At 67.5% G+C, this 15615-nt stretch carries 17 protein-coding genes; 7 read left to right on the plus strand and 10 right to left on the minus strand.

From position 1 onward, the window contains the following. The first annotated feature begins 506 nt into the window (after nucleotides 1-506). Nucleotides 507-713, plus strand: coding sequence for a dodecin (locus AC1DSC_RS07835; RefSeq protein ID WP_025569376.1), 207 nt, complete (start codon nucleotides 507-509; stop codon nucleotides 711-713). 53 nt (nucleotides 714-766) lie between these two features. Here AC1DSC_RS07835 and AC1DSC_RS07840 read toward each other — a convergent pair whose 3' ends face one another. Further along, entirely contained in the window at nucleotides 767-1189 is a 423-nt protein-coding gene (locus AC1DSC_RS07840) for a secondary thiamine-phosphate synthase enzyme YjbQ (protein ID WP_018905825.1), read from the minus strand. A 185-nt stretch (nucleotides 1190-1374) separates the two neighbouring features. On the opposite strand from AC1DSC_RS07840, the gene AC1DSC_RS07845 reads away from it, so the two are divergent. Next, nucleotides 1375-1755 carry a cupin domain-containing protein gene (locus AC1DSC_RS07845; RefSeq protein ID WP_062367364.1) on the plus strand — a complete coding sequence of 127 codons (381 nt, stop codon included), beginning with the start codon at nucleotides 1375-1377 and terminating at the stop codon, nucleotides 1753-1755. A gap of 192 nt (nucleotides 1756-1947) precedes the next feature. Here AC1DSC_RS07845 and AC1DSC_RS07850 read toward each other — a convergent pair whose 3' ends face one another. The 7 genes from AC1DSC_RS07850 to mltG form a co-directional block, all read right to left on the minus strand. Further along, the gene (locus AC1DSC_RS07850) at nucleotides 1948-2433 is read right to left on the minus strand and encodes a DUF2726 domain-containing protein (protein ID WP_018905827.1); all 486 of its coding nucleotides are present in this window, start codon (nucleotides 2431-2433) and stop codon (nucleotides 1948-1950) included. Between the two features lie 113 nt (nucleotides 2434-2546). After that, nucleotides 2547-3224: an ankyrin repeat domain-containing protein gene (locus tag AC1DSC_RS07855; RefSeq protein ID WP_027729629.1), complete on the minus strand. Its 678-nt coding sequence runs from the start codon at nucleotides 3222-3224 to the stop codon at nucleotides 2547-2549. Beyond that, entirely contained in the window at nucleotides 3221-4030 is an 810-nt protein-coding gene (locus AC1DSC_RS07860) for a TatD family hydrolase (protein WP_278879282.1), read from the minus strand. The genes AC1DSC_RS07855 and AC1DSC_RS07860 overlap by 4 nt, the downstream gene beginning before the upstream one ends. 119 nt (nucleotides 4031-4149) lie before the next feature. Beyond that, nucleotides 4150-4530, minus strand: coding sequence for a PilZ domain-containing protein (locus AC1DSC_RS07865; protein ID WP_012747958.1), 381 nt, complete (start codon nucleotides 4528-4530; stop codon nucleotides 4150-4152). Next, entirely contained in the window at nucleotides 4527-5549 is a 1023-nt protein-coding gene (locus AC1DSC_RS07870; RefSeq protein WP_027729627.1) for a DNA polymerase, read from the minus strand. Before AC1DSC_RS07870 ends, AC1DSC_RS07865 begins: the two co-directional genes overlap by 4 nt. Then, complete coding sequence (gene tmk, locus AC1DSC_RS07875) at nucleotides 5546-6208, minus strand: dTMP kinase (protein ID WP_436287704.1); 663 nt, start codon at nucleotides 6206-6208, stop codon at nucleotides 5546-5548. The genes AC1DSC_RS07870 and tmk overlap by 4 nt, the downstream gene beginning before the upstream one ends. After that, a complete protein-coding gene (mltG, locus tag AC1DSC_RS07880) occupies nucleotides 6205-7227 on the minus strand; it encodes an endolytic transglycosylase MltG (protein WP_012747961.1) in 1023 nt (340 codons plus the stop codon). Before mltG ends, tmk begins: the two co-directional genes overlap by 4 nt. 122 nt (nucleotides 7228-7349) lie before the next feature. Here mltG and ygfZ point away from each other — a divergent pair, with 122 nt between their 5' ends. Further along, complete coding sequence (gene ygfZ / locus AC1DSC_RS07885) at nucleotides 7350-8276, plus strand: CAF17-like 4Fe-4S cluster assembly/insertion protein YgfZ (RefSeq protein ID WP_012747962.1); 927 nt, start codon at nucleotides 7350-7352, stop codon at nucleotides 8274-8276. 137 nt (nucleotides 8277-8413) lie between these two features. Next, nucleotides 8414-9352, plus strand: coding sequence for a hypothetical protein (locus tag AC1DSC_RS07890; RefSeq protein WP_018905834.1), 939 nt, complete (start codon nucleotides 8414-8416; stop codon nucleotides 9350-9352). A 19-nt stretch (nucleotides 9353-9371) separates the two neighbouring features. Here AC1DSC_RS07890 and AC1DSC_RS07895 read toward each other — a convergent pair whose 3' ends face one another. Together AC1DSC_RS07895 and AC1DSC_RS07900 are read right to left on the minus strand one after the other, a co-directional pair. After that, entirely contained in the window at nucleotides 9372-10250 is an 879-nt protein-coding gene (locus tag AC1DSC_RS07895; RefSeq protein ID WP_436287706.1) for a YbgC/FadM family acyl-CoA thioesterase, read from the minus strand. After that, entirely contained in the window at nucleotides 10247-11224 is a 978-nt protein-coding gene (locus tag AC1DSC_RS07900) for an alpha/beta hydrolase (RefSeq protein WP_436287707.1), read from the minus strand. The genes AC1DSC_RS07895 and AC1DSC_RS07900 overlap by 4 nt, the downstream gene beginning before the upstream one ends. Before the next feature lie 69 nt (nucleotides 11225-11293). Between AC1DSC_RS07900 and AC1DSC_RS07905 the strand changes: the two genes are divergently transcribed. From AC1DSC_RS07905 to AC1DSC_RS07915, 3 genes are all read left to right on the plus strand, one after another. Continuing rightward, nucleotides 11294-12430: an iron-containing alcohol dehydrogenase gene (locus AC1DSC_RS07905; protein WP_018905837.1), complete on the plus strand. Its 1137-nt coding sequence runs from the start codon at nucleotides 11294-11296 to the stop codon at nucleotides 12428-12430. A gap of 388 nt (nucleotides 12431-12818) precedes the next feature. Then, nucleotides 12819-15161 (plus strand): type VI secretion system Vgr family protein, encoded by a 2343-nt coding sequence (locus AC1DSC_RS07910; protein WP_436287708.1) that lies wholly within the window; start codon nucleotides 12819-12821, stop codon nucleotides 15159-15161. Between the two features lie 3 nt (nucleotides 15162-15164). After that, entirely contained in the window at nucleotides 15165-15608 is a 444-nt protein-coding gene (locus AC1DSC_RS07915; RefSeq protein ID WP_278879269.1) for a hypothetical protein, read from the plus strand. Nucleotides 15609-15615: the final 7 nt, after the last annotated feature.

Genomic DNA, 15615 nt, shown 5'->3' on the forward strand with positions numbered 1-15615 from the left:
CGGTTGTAGTTGGGGTGCGGCTCGGCGCCGAAGACGGTGATGTCGTACAGGTCGGGGGCGAGCTTCAGCAGCTCTTCGAGCGTGCGCACGCCGGCCATGCCGTTGCCGACCATCACGAGCTTGAGTTTCTTCATCATGGGTGGGGCCTTCGGAGAATCAATCGATTCGAAACAACAAATACAAATGCCGACATGCAGCCTTTGCGGGGCCGCATCGTCGGGCGGGGATTAAGGGGGCAGGGAAGCCCGCGGAGCGCGGGCGGGGTGCTGGGCGCTCTTCACGCTCCGGGCTCCGCAAGACCGCGGAAACCTCACCAAAACAGTGCTTCGTTACACCGTGAGCTTGCAGTCACGCAAAGACCGTGCCTGCGCCACGCCGGGTTTGCGCGGCGCGAAAAACCTTCGGTCCGGCACTTCCAACAAGCGGGCCGAGGGGTCAACATGTGTGCCGTGCGGCCGATCCGCACCGAGAGCAGCTGCGGCGCACCAATTCAAGGAGCAAAAGACATGTCGAATCACGTTTACAAGTCGCTCGAGCTGACCGGCTCTTCGCCGATCGGCATCGAGGATGCCGTGCAGACGGCCATCACCAAGGCGCACGAGACGGTCCGCAACATCCAGTGGTTCACCGTGACCGAGACGCGCGGCCACGTGGTGGATGGCAAGGTCGCGCACTGGCAGGTGACGGTGAAGATCGGATTCACTCTGGAGTAACCGCGGGCAGCGTACCGGCGCAGCCCGGCAGAGAAGGGCGGTGGGCCGGGCCGCTAGGACCCGATCAGGTGCAGGGCCACCTGCCTCCGGTGCGGCTTCAGCCGGTGCTCCCACAGGTAGATGCCCTGCCAGGTGCCCAGCGCCATGCGGCCGTTCGTCACCGGAACCGACAGCTGGACCGCGGTCAGCGCCGAACGCACATGGGCCGGCATGTCGTCCGGCCCTTCGGCGCGATGCCGGAAAAGCGCGTCGCCATCGGGCACCAGGCGCGCAAGAAAACGGTCGAGATCCGCCTGCACTTCAGGATCCGCGTTCTCCTGCACCAGCAGGCTGGCCGAGGTATGGCGGATGAAGAGCGTCAGCAGCCCGGTCTGAAAGCCGGTGCTCGCGACCCATTGCGCCACGGCCTCCGTGATTTCCAGAAGGCCCCGGCCATCGGTGTCGAAGTCGAGTGTGGTGGTTGTCTGCCTGAGCATCGCATCGACACTTTAGCGGCCGCAAGTTTCTGCGCACCTGCTCCAGGTGCACGCCAGTGGGTACCTACCGGGCGAGAAATGCGTCGCCGCAAGCGTGGCCCAGGACTAGTATTCCATCGTTCGGCGCGCGGCTTGGCACGAGGCTGCCGCGGACTGCCTACTCACTCGTGCCAAGGAGAGTAGCGATGGCAAGTTCTATGAATGTCACCAAGCTTCAGACGAAATCCCATGACGAGCCGGACGAGGTTCGGGAGCCCGAAAAGACCCGCGTCGAAGTGGTCCGCCTCGAGGGCTACACCCTGGGGCGCTTCAAGTTTCAGCCCGGGTGGCGCTGGTCGCAGTGCATCAAGCCGGTCGTCGGCACGGACAGCTGCCAGGTGGCCCACGTCGGGTACGTGGTTTCCGGGCGGATCACGGTGCAAATGAACGACGGCTCGAAGACCATCCTCGAGGAAGGCATGTCGTACACCATTCCTCCGGGCCATGACGCATGGGTTGAAGGCAACGACCCGTTCGTTGGCGTCGAGGTGATGAGCGCAGAGGAATACGCAAAGCCCAAGAGCTGATGACCCCGATGGGTCTGTCGGCCGGCTGGCAATGGTGACGAGGATTTACCGCAGCAGCTGCAGGGAGCAGTGGGACATGGACGACAAGGTCCTGCGGGGCGGAGTTGCTGCTTATGTCATTTAACATAATGCACATTGTGTTCCTTTTGGGTGAAGCTGATCGAAGGCCATCCAGGCCAAGCCAGCCCGCCCTCAGGAACCCATGGGGCTCACCGACGCCAGCGTCGGATCGAAGTCCGCTTCCACGCGCCCCACATCCGGCACCCGTGGATAGCGCAGCACGCGGTAGCCGGCTTCCACCAGCAGCGCCTCGCGGTCCAGGTCGCGCTGCGACTTGCCCTTGCTGCTCTTGTCGCCGCCGAACGCGACCACGGCCACGACCTTGAACGAGCGGTCGCACACGACGAAGTCGGCGATCTTCCGGCTGAACGAGCTTCGCGCCGCGCGCGTGCGGGCCGTGAGCAATGCACCGAAGCTGACCTGCGGCAGCACCACGAGATCCGGCAGCGTCTGCACGAGCCGGTTGTACATGGCCTGTTCGCGCGCCGTGAGCGGCGGGCGTGCCTTGGGCTTGTCGACGAAACCGCTGCTGTTTTGCGCCGACCTCTTTTTGGCGACCGCTGCGAGCACAAGCAGTCCGATGGCCAGCAAAAAGATTATGAATAGGAACGTATTCATCTCTGCTTCTCCTTCAGCGCAGAGTCTCGCACGAGGCGCGGGCGCCCTCTTTTTGGCGTTTTCCCGGGCCTGCCGATGCGGCGGATTTGGCCCTCAATGGAGCGTATGGAAGCTCACCATTTGCCATCTTTCGGAATGGCCTTGGGGTCGGCCTTGGCGCCGGCCGCAGCAGCGATCAGCTGCGCAGCCTCCGGGCGGTTGGCCTTGTTCGCGAAGTCCACCGCCGTCATGCCGAGCTGGTTCTTCATGGTGGTGTCCGCGCCCTCGGCCAGCAGGAGCTTCACGGCCTCGGTCGAGCCGTACATCGCGGCCATCATGAGCGGCGTGGTGCCGTTGGGCGATTGCGCATCGATGAAGGCGAAGTTGTCGAGCAGCACCTTCATGATGCTCAGCTGGCCGCTGCTGGCGGCGTAATGCAGCGGCGTCCAGCCGGTCTTGTTGACGGCGGCGTCGCGCTTGAGCAGCTGCGCGACCACGTCCTGCTGGCCCTTGATGGCGGCCAGCATCAGCGGGGTTTCGTCCTTGGCGTTGGCGATGTCGACGTCGGTCTGCGGCGATTCGATCAGCACCTGGACCACCTTGGGCGACGGTTCGCGCAGCGCGATGATCAGGCCGGTCTGGCCGTGCTCGTCGCGCGTGTTGGGGTCGAAACCGCGGTTCAGCAGGGTGCGCACGCCGCTCGCGTTGTCTGCGCGCACGGCCCGGAAGAAATCTTCGAACGAGCCCGCGTGGGTGGAAAAAGTTGCTGCGAGGACAGCAAGATACAAGAACTTCTTGATGTATTTCTTCATATTGCTTTGACGCCCTTGAACAGCGTTTCGAAGTTGCTGCTGGTGGCCTCGGCCACGGCTTCGAGCGGCAGCTTGCGCAGTTCGGCGATCTGCTTGGCCACAAAGGGCACGTAGGACGGGTTGTTGGTCTTGCCGCGGTACGGCACCGGCGCCAGATACGGGCTGTCGGTTTCGATCAGCATGCGGTCGAGCGGCACGAAGGCCGCCACGTCGCGCAGGTCCTGCGCCTTCTTGAAGGTCAGGATGCCCGAAAAGGAAATGTAGAAACCCAGGTCGAGCGCCGCGCGCGCCACTTCGGCGGTTTCGGTGAAGCAATGGAACACGCCGCCCGCAGCCTTGCCGGCGCCGTCTTCACCCTCCTCCTTGAGGATGGCCAGCGTGTCGGCCGAGGCTTCGCGCGTATGGATGACCAGCGGCATGCGGGTTTGCTGCGCGGCGCGGATGTGCACGCGGAAGCGGTCGCGCTGCCACTCCATGTCGGAGATGCTGCGCCCGCCCTTGCGCTCTTCCATCTGGTAGTAGTCGAGCCCGGTTTCGCCGATGGCCACCACGCGGGGCAAGGCTGCGCGGCGCACCAGGTCGTCCACCGTGGGCTCGGCGATGTCCTCGTTGTCGGGGTGCACGCCGACGCTCGCCCAGAAGTTGTCGTAGCGCGCGGCCAGCGCCTGCACATCGTCGAACTCCTCGAGCTTGGTGCAGATGCACAAGGCCCGGTCGACCTGCGCCTCGGCCATGGCGGCGCGGATTTGCGGCATCTGGTCCGCGAATTCGGGGAAAGTGAGGTGGCAGTGGGAATCGGTGAACATGGCGCTGATTGTCTGGCTTATGCCAGAGACACCGAGGAACCGGCTTTGCCGGGCCTCTGGCGTCGCCCCCGGTAGGGGGTGGGCGTAGCGACACGAAGTGCGCGCAGCCTGGGGGCGAGCTAAATGGTTTGTGTGGGGCGGTCGGAGGCCATCGAGCCGCCGAGCGCCGCTTCGATGCGGGCCTTGAGCTGGCGCGATTTCTCGTCCGACGGAAAGCGGATGCCCACGCCCGGCGCCCGGTTGCCCGCGGCGCGCTGCGGCGTGATCCATGCGACCTTGCCGGCCACCGGATAGCGCTGCGGGTCTTCAGGCAGGGTCAGCAGCACGTAGACGTCGTCGCCCAGGCGGTATTCGCGCGTGGTCGGAATGAAGATGCCGCCTTCGGCAAAGAGCGGAATGTAGGCGGCATAGAGCGCGCCCTTTTCCTTGATGGCGAGCTGGATCACGCTCGGCCGTTGAGGCGCCGGGGCGGCGGGTGCGGGTGCGGCTGGTTGGTTCATGGGCGGCGAGCAGCAGAGTTTAGGGTGGTTCGCGCTTCGCTCACAAGCGCTTCCAGCATGAGGCCCGCATTGAAGGGGTGTTCGGCGGTCCTGGCCGCGTTCGCGAGCGACTTCGACCAGCGCGCGAGCGCCAGGTGCGAAGGCACCGCGGACGGCAGGTCGGCGGCATCGAAGAAGCGCGGCGCGGCGCCGCTGCCAACGGCCATCAGGTCGTGGCAGAGCTTCTGCAGCGAGCCGATGGCCTGCGAGGGCGACTGGTCCGCAAGCGCGGCCACGTCGCCGCGCGAAACGGCCTTGGGCAAGAGCGACCAGGCCTTGGGCGACTGGCCGGAGCGCGCAAGCCGCAAGGCATCGCTGGGGCGCCCGCCGGCGGCGCGCAGCAACGCAGTGGCATCCCCGGCGGGCACGTCCTGCGCGGCCAGCCAGGCTTCGGCCTCGGCCGTCTCGGGCCAGGGCAGCGTGAAGCCCAGGCAGCGGCTGCGGATGGTCGGCAGCAACTGCCAGGCCGCCTCGCTGGCCAGCACGAAGCGCACATCGCCGACCGGCTCCTCGAGCGTCTTGAGCAGCGCATTGGCCGTGATGGTGTTCATGCGCTCGGCCGGATACACCAGCACGACCTTGCCGCGGCCGCGGGCGCTGGTGCGCTGGGCAAAGCCGACGGCGTCGCGCATGGCCTCGACGCGGATCTCGCGGCTGGGCTTGCGCTTCTTGTCGTCGATGTCGGCCTGCGCCTTTTCGTCGAGCGGCCAGCCCAGTTCCTGCATGGCCACTTCGGGCATCAGCACGCAAAGGTCGGCATGGGTGCGCACCTCGATGGCATGGCAGCTCGGGCAATGGCCGCAGGCGGTGCCGCCCTCCTCCTTGCTGGGCTGTTCGCACAGCCAGGCCGCGGCAAGCGCGAGCGCGAGTTCGTATTGGCCCAGGCCCGAAGGCCCCTGCAGCAGCCAGGCGTGGCCGCGCTGGCGCAGCAGTTCCGCGAGCGGCCGATGCAGCCAGGGCGAGAGCGCGGGCGTGCTCATCGCGCCGCTCCAGTTGCAGGTGCCGGCGCGCCGCGCGCAACGAGCGCGGTCTCGACCTGTTGCCAGACCTGGTCGCGCGTCTGGCTGGCGTCGATGCGCACGAAGCGCTGCGCATCGGCCGCCGCGCGGGCCGCATAGCCCGCCGCCACGCGCCGGAAGAATTCGACCGGCTGCGATTCGAATTTGTCGGGCAGGCGCGCGCCCGCCAGCCGCTCGGCGGCAATCTCGGGCGCCAGGTCGAACCAGAGCGTGATGTGGGGCTGAAGAAGCAGCCCTGCCGCTCCCCTGCCCCCCTGCACCCATTGCTCCAGCGTCGACAGCAGCTGCGTATCGAAATCGCGGCCCGCGCCCTGGTAGGCGAAGGTGGCGTCGGTGAAGCGGTCGCACAACACCACGTCGCCGCGCGCCAGCGCCGGCTCGATGACCTGCACGATGTGGTCGCGCCGCGCGGCGAACACCAGCAGCGATTCGGTCAGCGGGTCCATCGGCTGCTCGAGGACGAGTCCGCGCAGGGTTTCGGCCAGCGGCGTGCCGCCGGGCTCGCGCGTGCGCACGACCGTGCGGCCGCGGGCCTTGAAGAGCGCCTCCATCGCGTCGAGATGGCTCGACTTGCCGGCGCCATCGATGCCCTCGAGCGTCAGAAACAAGCCTTCACTCATTGCGCAACTTTCGGTTTGGGTTCGCCGCCGCCGCGCTGGTAGCGGTTGACCGCGCGGTTGTGGTCGTCGAGCGAACTGCTGAACTGGCTGGTGCCGTCGCCGCGCGACACGAAGTACAGCGACTTGCTCTGCGCCGGCTGTACCGCCGCCAGCAGCGCCGCCTTGCCGGGCATCGCGATGGGCGTGGGCGGCAGGCCGCCGCGCGTGTAGGTGTTCCAGGGGGTATCGGCCAACAGGTCTTTCTTGCGCAGGTTGCCGTCGAACGCGGTGCCCAGGCCGTAGATCACGCTCGGGTCGGTCTGCAGCGGCATGCCGGCGCGCAGCCGGTTGACGAAGACGGCGGCGATCTCGGCGCGGTCCTTGGCTTTTCCTGTCTCCTTTTCGACAATGCTGGCCAGGATCAGCGCCTGATCCGCCGACTGGAGCGGCAAATCGGCCGCCCGGGCAGCCCACGCGGCTTCGAGCTTCTTGTCCATGGCCCGCATGGCGCGCTGCAGCAGCGCGATGTCGGTCGAGCCCTTCGAATAGGTGTAGGTGTCGGGGAAGAAGCGGCCCTCGGGATGCACGCCGGGCCGGCCCAGTTTGGCCATCAGCGCATCGTCTGGCAGGCCGACGGTTTCGGGCTTGAGCTGCTCGGCCTTGGCGAGCGCGGCGCGCACCTGGCGGATGTTCCAGCCTTCGACCAGCACGAGGCTGCGGGTGGCTTCCTCGCCGCGTACCAGCACGTTGAGCAGCATCTTGGGCGTGATGCCGCGCTCCAGCTCGTAGCTGCCGGCGCGGATCTGGCGGTCCTGTCCCGAAATGCGGAACCAGAAATAGAGCATCTGCGGCTGCACGTCGGTGCCGGTATCGGCCACCGCCTGCGCAACGCCGCGCGGCGTGGTGCCCGGTTCCACGGACAGGTCGACGCTGGGCGCGGGCAGCTTGAGCGGCTGGTGCACCCACCAGAGGCCGGCGGCGCCGAGGCCGAGCGCAGCCAGGGCGGCGAGCAGGAAAAGCGTGAGGAAGAAGCGGCGCACGGGTCCGATGATTTAGCGGAGAGAAGAAAACGAATCAGCACGAAAAGCCGGTGGCCCTGCGGGAACCGGGGCGGGATTCCCTGCGGACCCGACGGAACGGCTCCGACCATGATAATTCAGCGATGACTACTGTCGTTCTCAATGGTGTTACCGCTCTTTCCGACCTGGGCGTGATCCGCGCCGAGGGGCCCGATGCCGCCAGCTTCCTGCACGGCCAGCTCACCCAGGATTTCGCGCTGCTGGGCGCCACCGAGGCCCGTCTGGCGGCGCTTTGCACCGCCAAGGGCCGCGTGATTGCCAGCTTCGTCGGCATCCGGCCGCAGCCGGAGCTGGTGCTGCTGGTCTGCAGCCGCGACATCCTGGCCGCCACGCTCAAGCGCCTGTCGATGTACGTGCTGCGCGCCAAGGCCAAGCTCACCGACGCCACCGAGCAATTCGCGCTGTACGGCCTTGCCGGCACCGCGCTGGCCGCCAACGGGCTCGATGCCACGGCCCTGCCCGGCCAGCGCACCGCCATTGGCCAAGACATCAGCGCGGTGTCGCTGTACCCGGCCGACGGCGTGCCGCGCGCGATGTGGATCGCGCCGGCCGGCAGCCCGGCGCCCGCGGGCCCGGCGCTCGATGCGCAACTGTGGCAATGGAGCGAGGTCCGCAGCGGCATCGTGACCGTGACCACGCCGGTGGTCGAGGCCTTCGTGCCGCAGATGATCAACTACGAATCCGTGGGCGGCGTGAACTTCAAGAAGGGCTGCTATCCGGGCCAGGAAATCGTGGCGCGCAGCCAGTTCCGCGGCACCCTGAAGCGGCGCACCTACCTCGTGCAGGCCGATGCGCCCCTCGGCGCCGGCCAGGAGGTGTTCGCCGCCGGCGATGCCGAACAGCCCGTGGGCACGGTGGCGCAGGCCGCGCCGGCACCTGGCGGCGGCTGGGCCGCGCTGATCTCGATCCAGATCTCGGCACTCGAAACCGGCGGCCTGCATGCGGGCAGCGCCGACGGGCCGGCGCTCACGGTCGAGCCGCTGCCGTATCCGCTGCTCGAAGACATCTAGACGCAACCGGACTGAAGAAACGGACGCCTGGCGCCGCCCCGAAAGAGGCGGCGCCATTTTTTTGCGCGCGTTTAACCCTGCCGCCGGTGCTGCTCCGTAGAAGCCGTACCGATCCACTCCTGGCAAGGAAAGACATCATGAAGCGCAGACTCCTCTTCTCGACCGCCCTCGCATGGACCGCGCTGGGCGTGCTGCCGGCTTGCGCCGAAAGCCCGGTGCGGCCCCTGCCCCCGCTTTCGCCGCCCTCCAACCGCATCGGTTCGCTGATGCAGCTCAGCGTGGTCGACCGCGCGAGCGGCCGCGAACTGCCCATCTACCGCCACCGCGGCGAATACTGGGTGGCCGGCCGGCCCGGCACACGCTACGCGATCCGCGCGCGCAATGCGATGGGTGAGCGCGTCATGGCCGTGATGTCGGTGGACGGCATCAACATCGTGACCGGCGAGACCGCGGGCGTGCTGCAGAACGGCTATGTGTTTTCCGGCGGCGAGCGCAGCGACATCACGGGCTGGCGCAAGAGCGATTCGCAGATTGCGGCCTTCGAATTCACTTCCATTGGCAATTCGTACGCGAGCCGCACCGGCCGGCCAGATGACGTGGGCGTGATCGGCGTCGCGATGTTCCGCGAACGCGTGCCCGAGCCGCCGCCTGCGCCGCCCATCGCCTTTCCGCGCCGCGACGGCGGCACGCGCGAGATGGAACGCCGCAGCGAGGCGCCATCGGCCGCAGCCGAAGCCGCACCGGCCGCGCAGGCCCGCTCGGCCGACAGCGCCCTGGGCGCCGAGGCGGCGGCATCGGCGAAAGGCAGCCTGGCCCGGCCAGCGCCGCCCAGCCCGAGCCTGGGCACCGCCCACGGCCGGCGCGAGACTTCGCATGTCGGCCACACCAGCTTCGAGCGCGCCCAGTCCACGCCCGACGAGGTGGTGCGCATTCGCTACGACAGCCGCGAGAACCTCATCGCCGCGGGCGTGATCCCGGTGCCGCCGCCCGCGCGCTGGCCGCGTCCCAAAGGCCCGTCCGCCTTTCCGGGTTCGGAGATGGGCTACGTGCCCGATCCGCCGGCGCGCTACGAGTGAGCCCTCTCGAACGCCGCGATCAGGCCAGCGTGCGGCGCATCTCGATGTGCGGGATGCCGGCTTCCTCGAAGGGCTCGCCGTGCACGGCATAGCCCAGGCGCGCATAGAAACGCTCCGCGCTGCGCTGCGCGTGCAGGCCGATCTCGCGGTCGCCGCGCGCCTTGGCTGCCGCCTCCAGCGCCTGCATCACGGCGGCGCCGTGGCCGCCGCTGCGCAGCGCGCGGTGCACGGCCATGCGGCCGAGCATGGCGGTGCCGTCGACCGCATCGAGCAGCCGGCCGGTCGCAATCACCTGGCCGAGCCGGTTGCGGACCACCGCGTGCAGCACCACCGCATCGTGCGCGTCCCACTCCAGTTCCTTGGGGATGTTCTGCTCCTCGATGAAGACCGCGCGGCGCAGCGCACCCGCGCCTTCGCCCAGGGTTTTCCAGTCGCCCGTTTCCACCGTGCGCATCGGCTCGCCGGCCTCGAAGCCCGTGAGGATTTCGCGCAAGGCAGATGGCACCGGCTTGGAGGTCTGCGTGGCCGGGTCGGCAAACACATAGACGAGCTCGCAGCCCACCAGGTACTGGTCCTGCCGGAACAGCGCACCCTCGAAGACGATGGACGAGTTGCCGATGCGCGCGCACTTCATGCCCACGTCGATCACGTCGTCCATGCGCGCCGAGGCGCGAAAGTCGACCGTGGCCTTGCGCACGTAGAGGTCGCCGCCCAGCGCATGCATGGCTTCTTCGTATGGCAGCGCGAGCGCGCGCCAGTAGTCGGCAATGGCGGTGTCGAAGTACATCAGGTAGTGCGCATTGAATACGATCTTCTGCATGTCGACTTCGGCCCAGCGCACGCGCAGGCGATGAAAGAAGCGGAAGTCTTTTCTCTGGGGCATGGTCTTGTCGTTCATGGGTTCAGTGCGTCCTTGAGTGCACGGGCCGCATCGTCCTGCGCCTGCAGCGCCTCGGGGATGGCGCGGCCCATTTTCAGAAATTCGTGGATCACGCCGCGGTAGATCTCGAGGTCGACCGCCACTCCCGCGGCGCGGAGCTTGTCGGCGTAGGCAATGCCTTCATCCACCACCGGATCGCATTCGGCCAGGCCGATCCATGCGGGCGCCACGCCGTCGACGTCGTCGGCCAGGAGCGGCGCAAAGCGCCAGTCGTCGCGGTCGGCCGGCGTGCGCACGTACTGGCCGAAGAAATAATCGATCAGCGCCTTGGTGAGCAGCGGGCCGTGGGCGTAGCGCCGGTGCGAGGCGGTGTCCTGGTGCGCCGCGGTGCCGGGATAGATGAGCATCTGCAGCGCGAGCGGCAGGCCCGCGTCGCGCGCGAGGATGGCGCACACCGCGGCCAGCGTGCCGCCGGCGCTGTCGCCGCCCACGGCCAGGCGGCCCGCGTCGATGCCCAGGCGCGCACCTTCGTTTGCAATGAAGGCAAAGGCATCCCATGCATCGTCCGATGCCGTCGGAAACCTGAACGCAGGCGCCAGCCGGTAATCGACCGACACCACCGCGCAGCCGCTCTTGCTGGCCAGCACGCGGCACAGCGTGTCGTGCGTGCGGATGTTGCCGACCGTGAAGCCGCCGCCATGAAAATACACCAGCGCCGGCAGCATCGCCGTTGCCGACGGCGCATAGAGCCGCGCCGGAATCGCGAAGCCGTCGCGCGCCGGTATCGTGAAGTCGTCGACCCGGGCCAGCGCGGGCTTTTGCACTTCGAGCACGCCCGCGCCTTTTTCGTAGGAGGCCTTGGCCTCGTCGGGCGTGAGCTGGTCGAGCGATGGATGGCCGGCCCGCGCCATGCGCTCGACCACGTTGGCCATCTTCGCGGTGAGCGGAGGCTGCCATGTGCCGGGTGCGACAGCGGCAAGGGTTTTGTTCATGTGCAAGACTGTCCCTGCTTGTTAGATTTGGGTGGTCTGCAATCGTACTGCCCCAGGCAAACCCACCTCATGGCCCTCATCCAATACCTCACCCAGATCCAGTTCGAATTCGGCGCCATCAAGCTGCTGTCCAGCGAATGCGCGCGCATCGGCATCAACCGGCCGCTGATCGTGACCGATGCAGGCGTGCGCGCGGCCGGCGTGCTGCAGAAGGCGCTCGATGCCATCGCCGACCTGGAAGTAGCGGTGTTCGACCAGACCCCCTCCAACCCCACCGAAGCCGCCGTGCGCGCAGCCGTCGAGTTGTACCGCAGCGGCCGCTGCGACGGCCTCATTGCCGTGGGCGGCGGCTCGGCCATCGACTGCGCCAAGGGCGTGGCCATCGCCGCCACGCACGAAGGCCCGCTCAAGACCTATGCCACCATCGAAGGCGGCTCGCCGAAGATCACCGACCGCGCGGTGCCGCTCATCGCGGTGCCCACCACCAGCGGCACCGGCAGCGAGGTGGCGCGCGGCGCCATCGTGATCGTCGACGACCACCGCAAGCTCGGCTTCCACAGCTGGTTCCTGATGCCCAAGGCCGCCATCTGCGACCCCGAGCTCACGCTCGGCCTGCCGCCCCGGCTCACGGCCGCCACCGGCATGGACGCGATTGCGCACTGCATGGAAACCTTCATGTCGGCCGCCTTCAATCCGCCGGCCGACGGCATCGGCCTGGACGGCCTGGAGCGCGCCTGGCTGCACATCGAGCGCGCCACCAAGGACGGCAGCGACCGCGAGGCGCGCCTCAACCTCATGAGCGCGTCGATGCAGGGCGCCATGGCGTTCCAGAAGGGCCTGGGCTGCGTGCACTCGCTGAGCCACAGCCTGGGCGGCGTCGATCCGCGCCTGCACCATGGCACGCTCAACGCCCTCTTCCTGCCGGCCGTGATCCACTTCAACGCCGGTGCCGAGTCGGTGCAGAAGGAGCAGCGGCTGCAGCGCATGGCGCGGGCCATGCACCTCGATTCGCCCGGCGATCTCGGCGACGCGATCCGCGACATGAACGCGCGCCTGGGCCTGCCCAAGGGCCTGGCCGAAGTGGGCGTCACGCCCGCCCTGTTCGAGCAGATCATCGACGGCGCCATGGCCGACCACTGCCACAAGACCAACCCGCGGCTGGCTTCGCGCGACGACTACAAGGCGATGCTCGAGGCATCGATGTAGGGGGCGGGTGCGGTTGTTCGGGGCGCGATCACGCCGACGGGGTACCTTGCTCCGCGAATGTCCTCCGGCCTGCGGCCTCCCCCTTGATTTCGCTGCGCAAGGCACCCCATCGACGTGATCGTTATTCAGCGCGGTCGTTGATCAGCGGTACACCGAGAGCGTGCCCCTGTGCACAGAGCATCGGGTGCTCCCCGCAGCGAAATCAAGGAGGAGGCCGCAGGCCGGGGGACATTCGCGGAGGGGAGTACCCGGTGATCTGTGCACGCGCCCCGAACCCTTGAACGCCCCGCAACAGAAGCGCACGTCATGTATATGACATAAGGAATTTCTAGACTGCCAATCGAAGGCTTCGCATCCGCAGAAGCCCCAAGGGCCAGGGAAATTTCGAATGCCACGTACCGTCCAGGTTCACACCGTACTCAACGCCGAGCAGCTGAAGTTCCGCGCGATGCGGGGACAGGAAGGCCTCTCGCAGCTGTTCGAGTTCGAGGTCGACATGGTCAGCCCCAGCTTCAACCTCGACCTGAAGAAGCTGCTGGGCACTTCGCTCACGCTCGAACTGCAGGACGAAGGCGCATCGCGCTTTCTCAACGGCACCGTGGTGCGCTTCGAGCTCGTGGGCCGCGCCAACGAAACCGGCCGCCACTACGTCTACCGCGCATTGGTGCAGCCCTGGCTCTGGTACCTCACGCGCACCACCGACTGCCGCATCTTCCAGAACAAGAGCGTGCCCGACGTGCTCGACGAGGTGCTCGGCAAATACGGCTTCGAATACGAGAAGCGCCTCAGCGGCAGCTACCGCCCGTGGGAATACTGCGTGCAGTACCAGGAGAGCGACTTCGCCTTCGTCTGCCGCCTCATGGAGCACGAGGGCATCGCCTACCACTTCGAGCACCGCAGCGGCTCGCACCTGCTGGTGCTGGCCGACGACATCGGCGGCTACCGCACCCTGCCGGGCCACGCCACCATTGCCTACCGTCCGCGCGACCGCGTAGTGAATGCCATGGAGCCCTGCATCGACCAGTGGCGCATCTCCGAGCAGATCACCTCGGGCCGCGTGATGCTCGACGACTTCGACTTCAGGAAGTCGCGCGCCTCGCTCCAGAGCGTGCAGCAGGATCCGAAGGGCCACGACCATTCGAGCTACGAAGTCTATGAATGGCTGGGCGGCTACAGCGAGAACGACCAGGGCGACAGCTACGCGAAGATCCGGCTGCAGGAGCTGCAGTGCGCGCACGAGCTGGCCACGGGCCACACCAACGTGGCGGGCATGGCGCCGGGCTACCTGTTCCAGATGACGCACTGCCCGCGCGACGCCGACAACCGCGAATACCTCGTCACCCAGACGCGCTACGAACTGCAGGAGCCCGAGTACGCGACCGGCGGCACGGCCGAATCGGTGTGCGAGTTCGACTTCACCGTGCTGCCCTCCAGCGTGCCCTACCGTCCCGCGCGCAAGACGCCCAAGCCGCGCACCAACGGCCCGCAGACCGCCACCGTGGTCGGCCCCGAAGAAATCTGGACCGACCGCTTCGGCCGCGTGAAGCTGCAGTTCCGCTGGGACCGCTACGGCCAGTCGGACGAGAACAGCTCGTGCTGGGTGCGCGTGTCGAGCAACTGGGCCGGCGCCAACTACGGCACCATGCACATGCCGCGCGTGGGCCAGGAAGTGATCGTCGATTTCATCGGCGGCGAACCCGACCGCCCCATCATCACCGGCCGCGTCTACAACAACGACCAGATGCCGCCGTGGGAGCTGCCCGCCAATGCCACGGCCAGCGGCATCCTCACGCGATCCAGCACAGGCGGCGCGGCCAACCAGGCCAACATGCTGCGCTTCGAGGACCGCACGGGTGCCGAGCAGATCCTGCTGCACGCAGAGCGCAACCTCGACGTCGAGGTGGAAGCCGACGAAACACACACCACCGGCGGCACCCGCACCACGCTCATCAAGGGCCACGAGTCGGCCACCTACCAGAGCGGCGAGACGCGCGACATCACCGCGGGCGCGAAAGAAAGCATCACCGGCGGCGACACGCGCGACGTGACGGGCGGCTTCAGCGAAACGGTCAGCGGCGGCGTCACGCAGACCATTTCGGGCGGCAAGAAGCGCACGCTCAGCGGCGGGCTGAACGACACCATCAGCGGCGGCGTCAACCTTGCGATCACCGGCGGCTTCCACGGCACCATCGATGGACGGGAGATCCGCTTCGTGAGCGGCGGACGCAACGACACCATCGACACCTCGAACACCGTGCTGGTCAACGGCCCCTCGAACACCACCGTGACCGGCCCGACGGTGCACACCTCCCCGGATGTGACCTTCAACACGACCAACCACATCCACAACACGACGCAGCACGTCATCAACACCAACGTCTACAACACGACCTCGAACACCTACAACAACCTGACCAACAACTACACGAACAACTCGGTCAGCTACACCAACAACTACTCCAAGAGCAGCGACTGGAGGTGGTTCCGCCTGGGCGGCACCGGCCTGAACATGGACGTGTCGGGCATTTCGCTGGGCGTGGTGGCCGTGCGTTCGATGGCCATCGGCGTGCAGGCGCAGGCCATCGGCGTGAAGCTGGAGGCTGTGGGCGCGGAGTGGAAGAACAAGGCAATGTCGCTGGGGGATGCCGGTGCGCTCATCCAGCTCGTGGGCACGGAGATCAAGACGGGCGGCCTGCGCGCCGGCATCCAGGCGCTCAAGATCCTGCTCTGAAGCGTGGAAAACGTGCTCGAGATCGTGCTGTGGGGAGTGTTCGGCATCGTCAGCCTGGGCGTGATCGTGCTCGCCGCAATCGTGCTCACCGTGTCGCTGATGAGCCATCGCGCCTATGCCGAGGAAGGCCGGCTGTGGCAGCAGCTGCAGGCCAGCGGGCGTCCGCTGCAGGGCGTTGCGGTTTCCCTGGTGCGCTCGCCCAGCGGCTACTCCCGGCGCGGCCCCGTCGGGCAGCGCATGACAGCCGTGCAGCTGGGCGTTGCCTACGTCGATGCCGACGGCATCGAGCAGCAGACCACCTTGCGCACGCTCATCGACGAGGACCTGCTGGCCCATTTTTCCGCGGGCCGGCCCGACATTCATCTGCTGCAGGACCCGCAAGACCCGTCGCGACTGGCCATCGACCGCAGGCACACCCCGCTGGTGATCCGCGGCGCAAGGCGCTGATCCCGCT

The sequence above is a fragment of the Variovorax sp. 01N425 genome, from assembly GCF_056399465.1.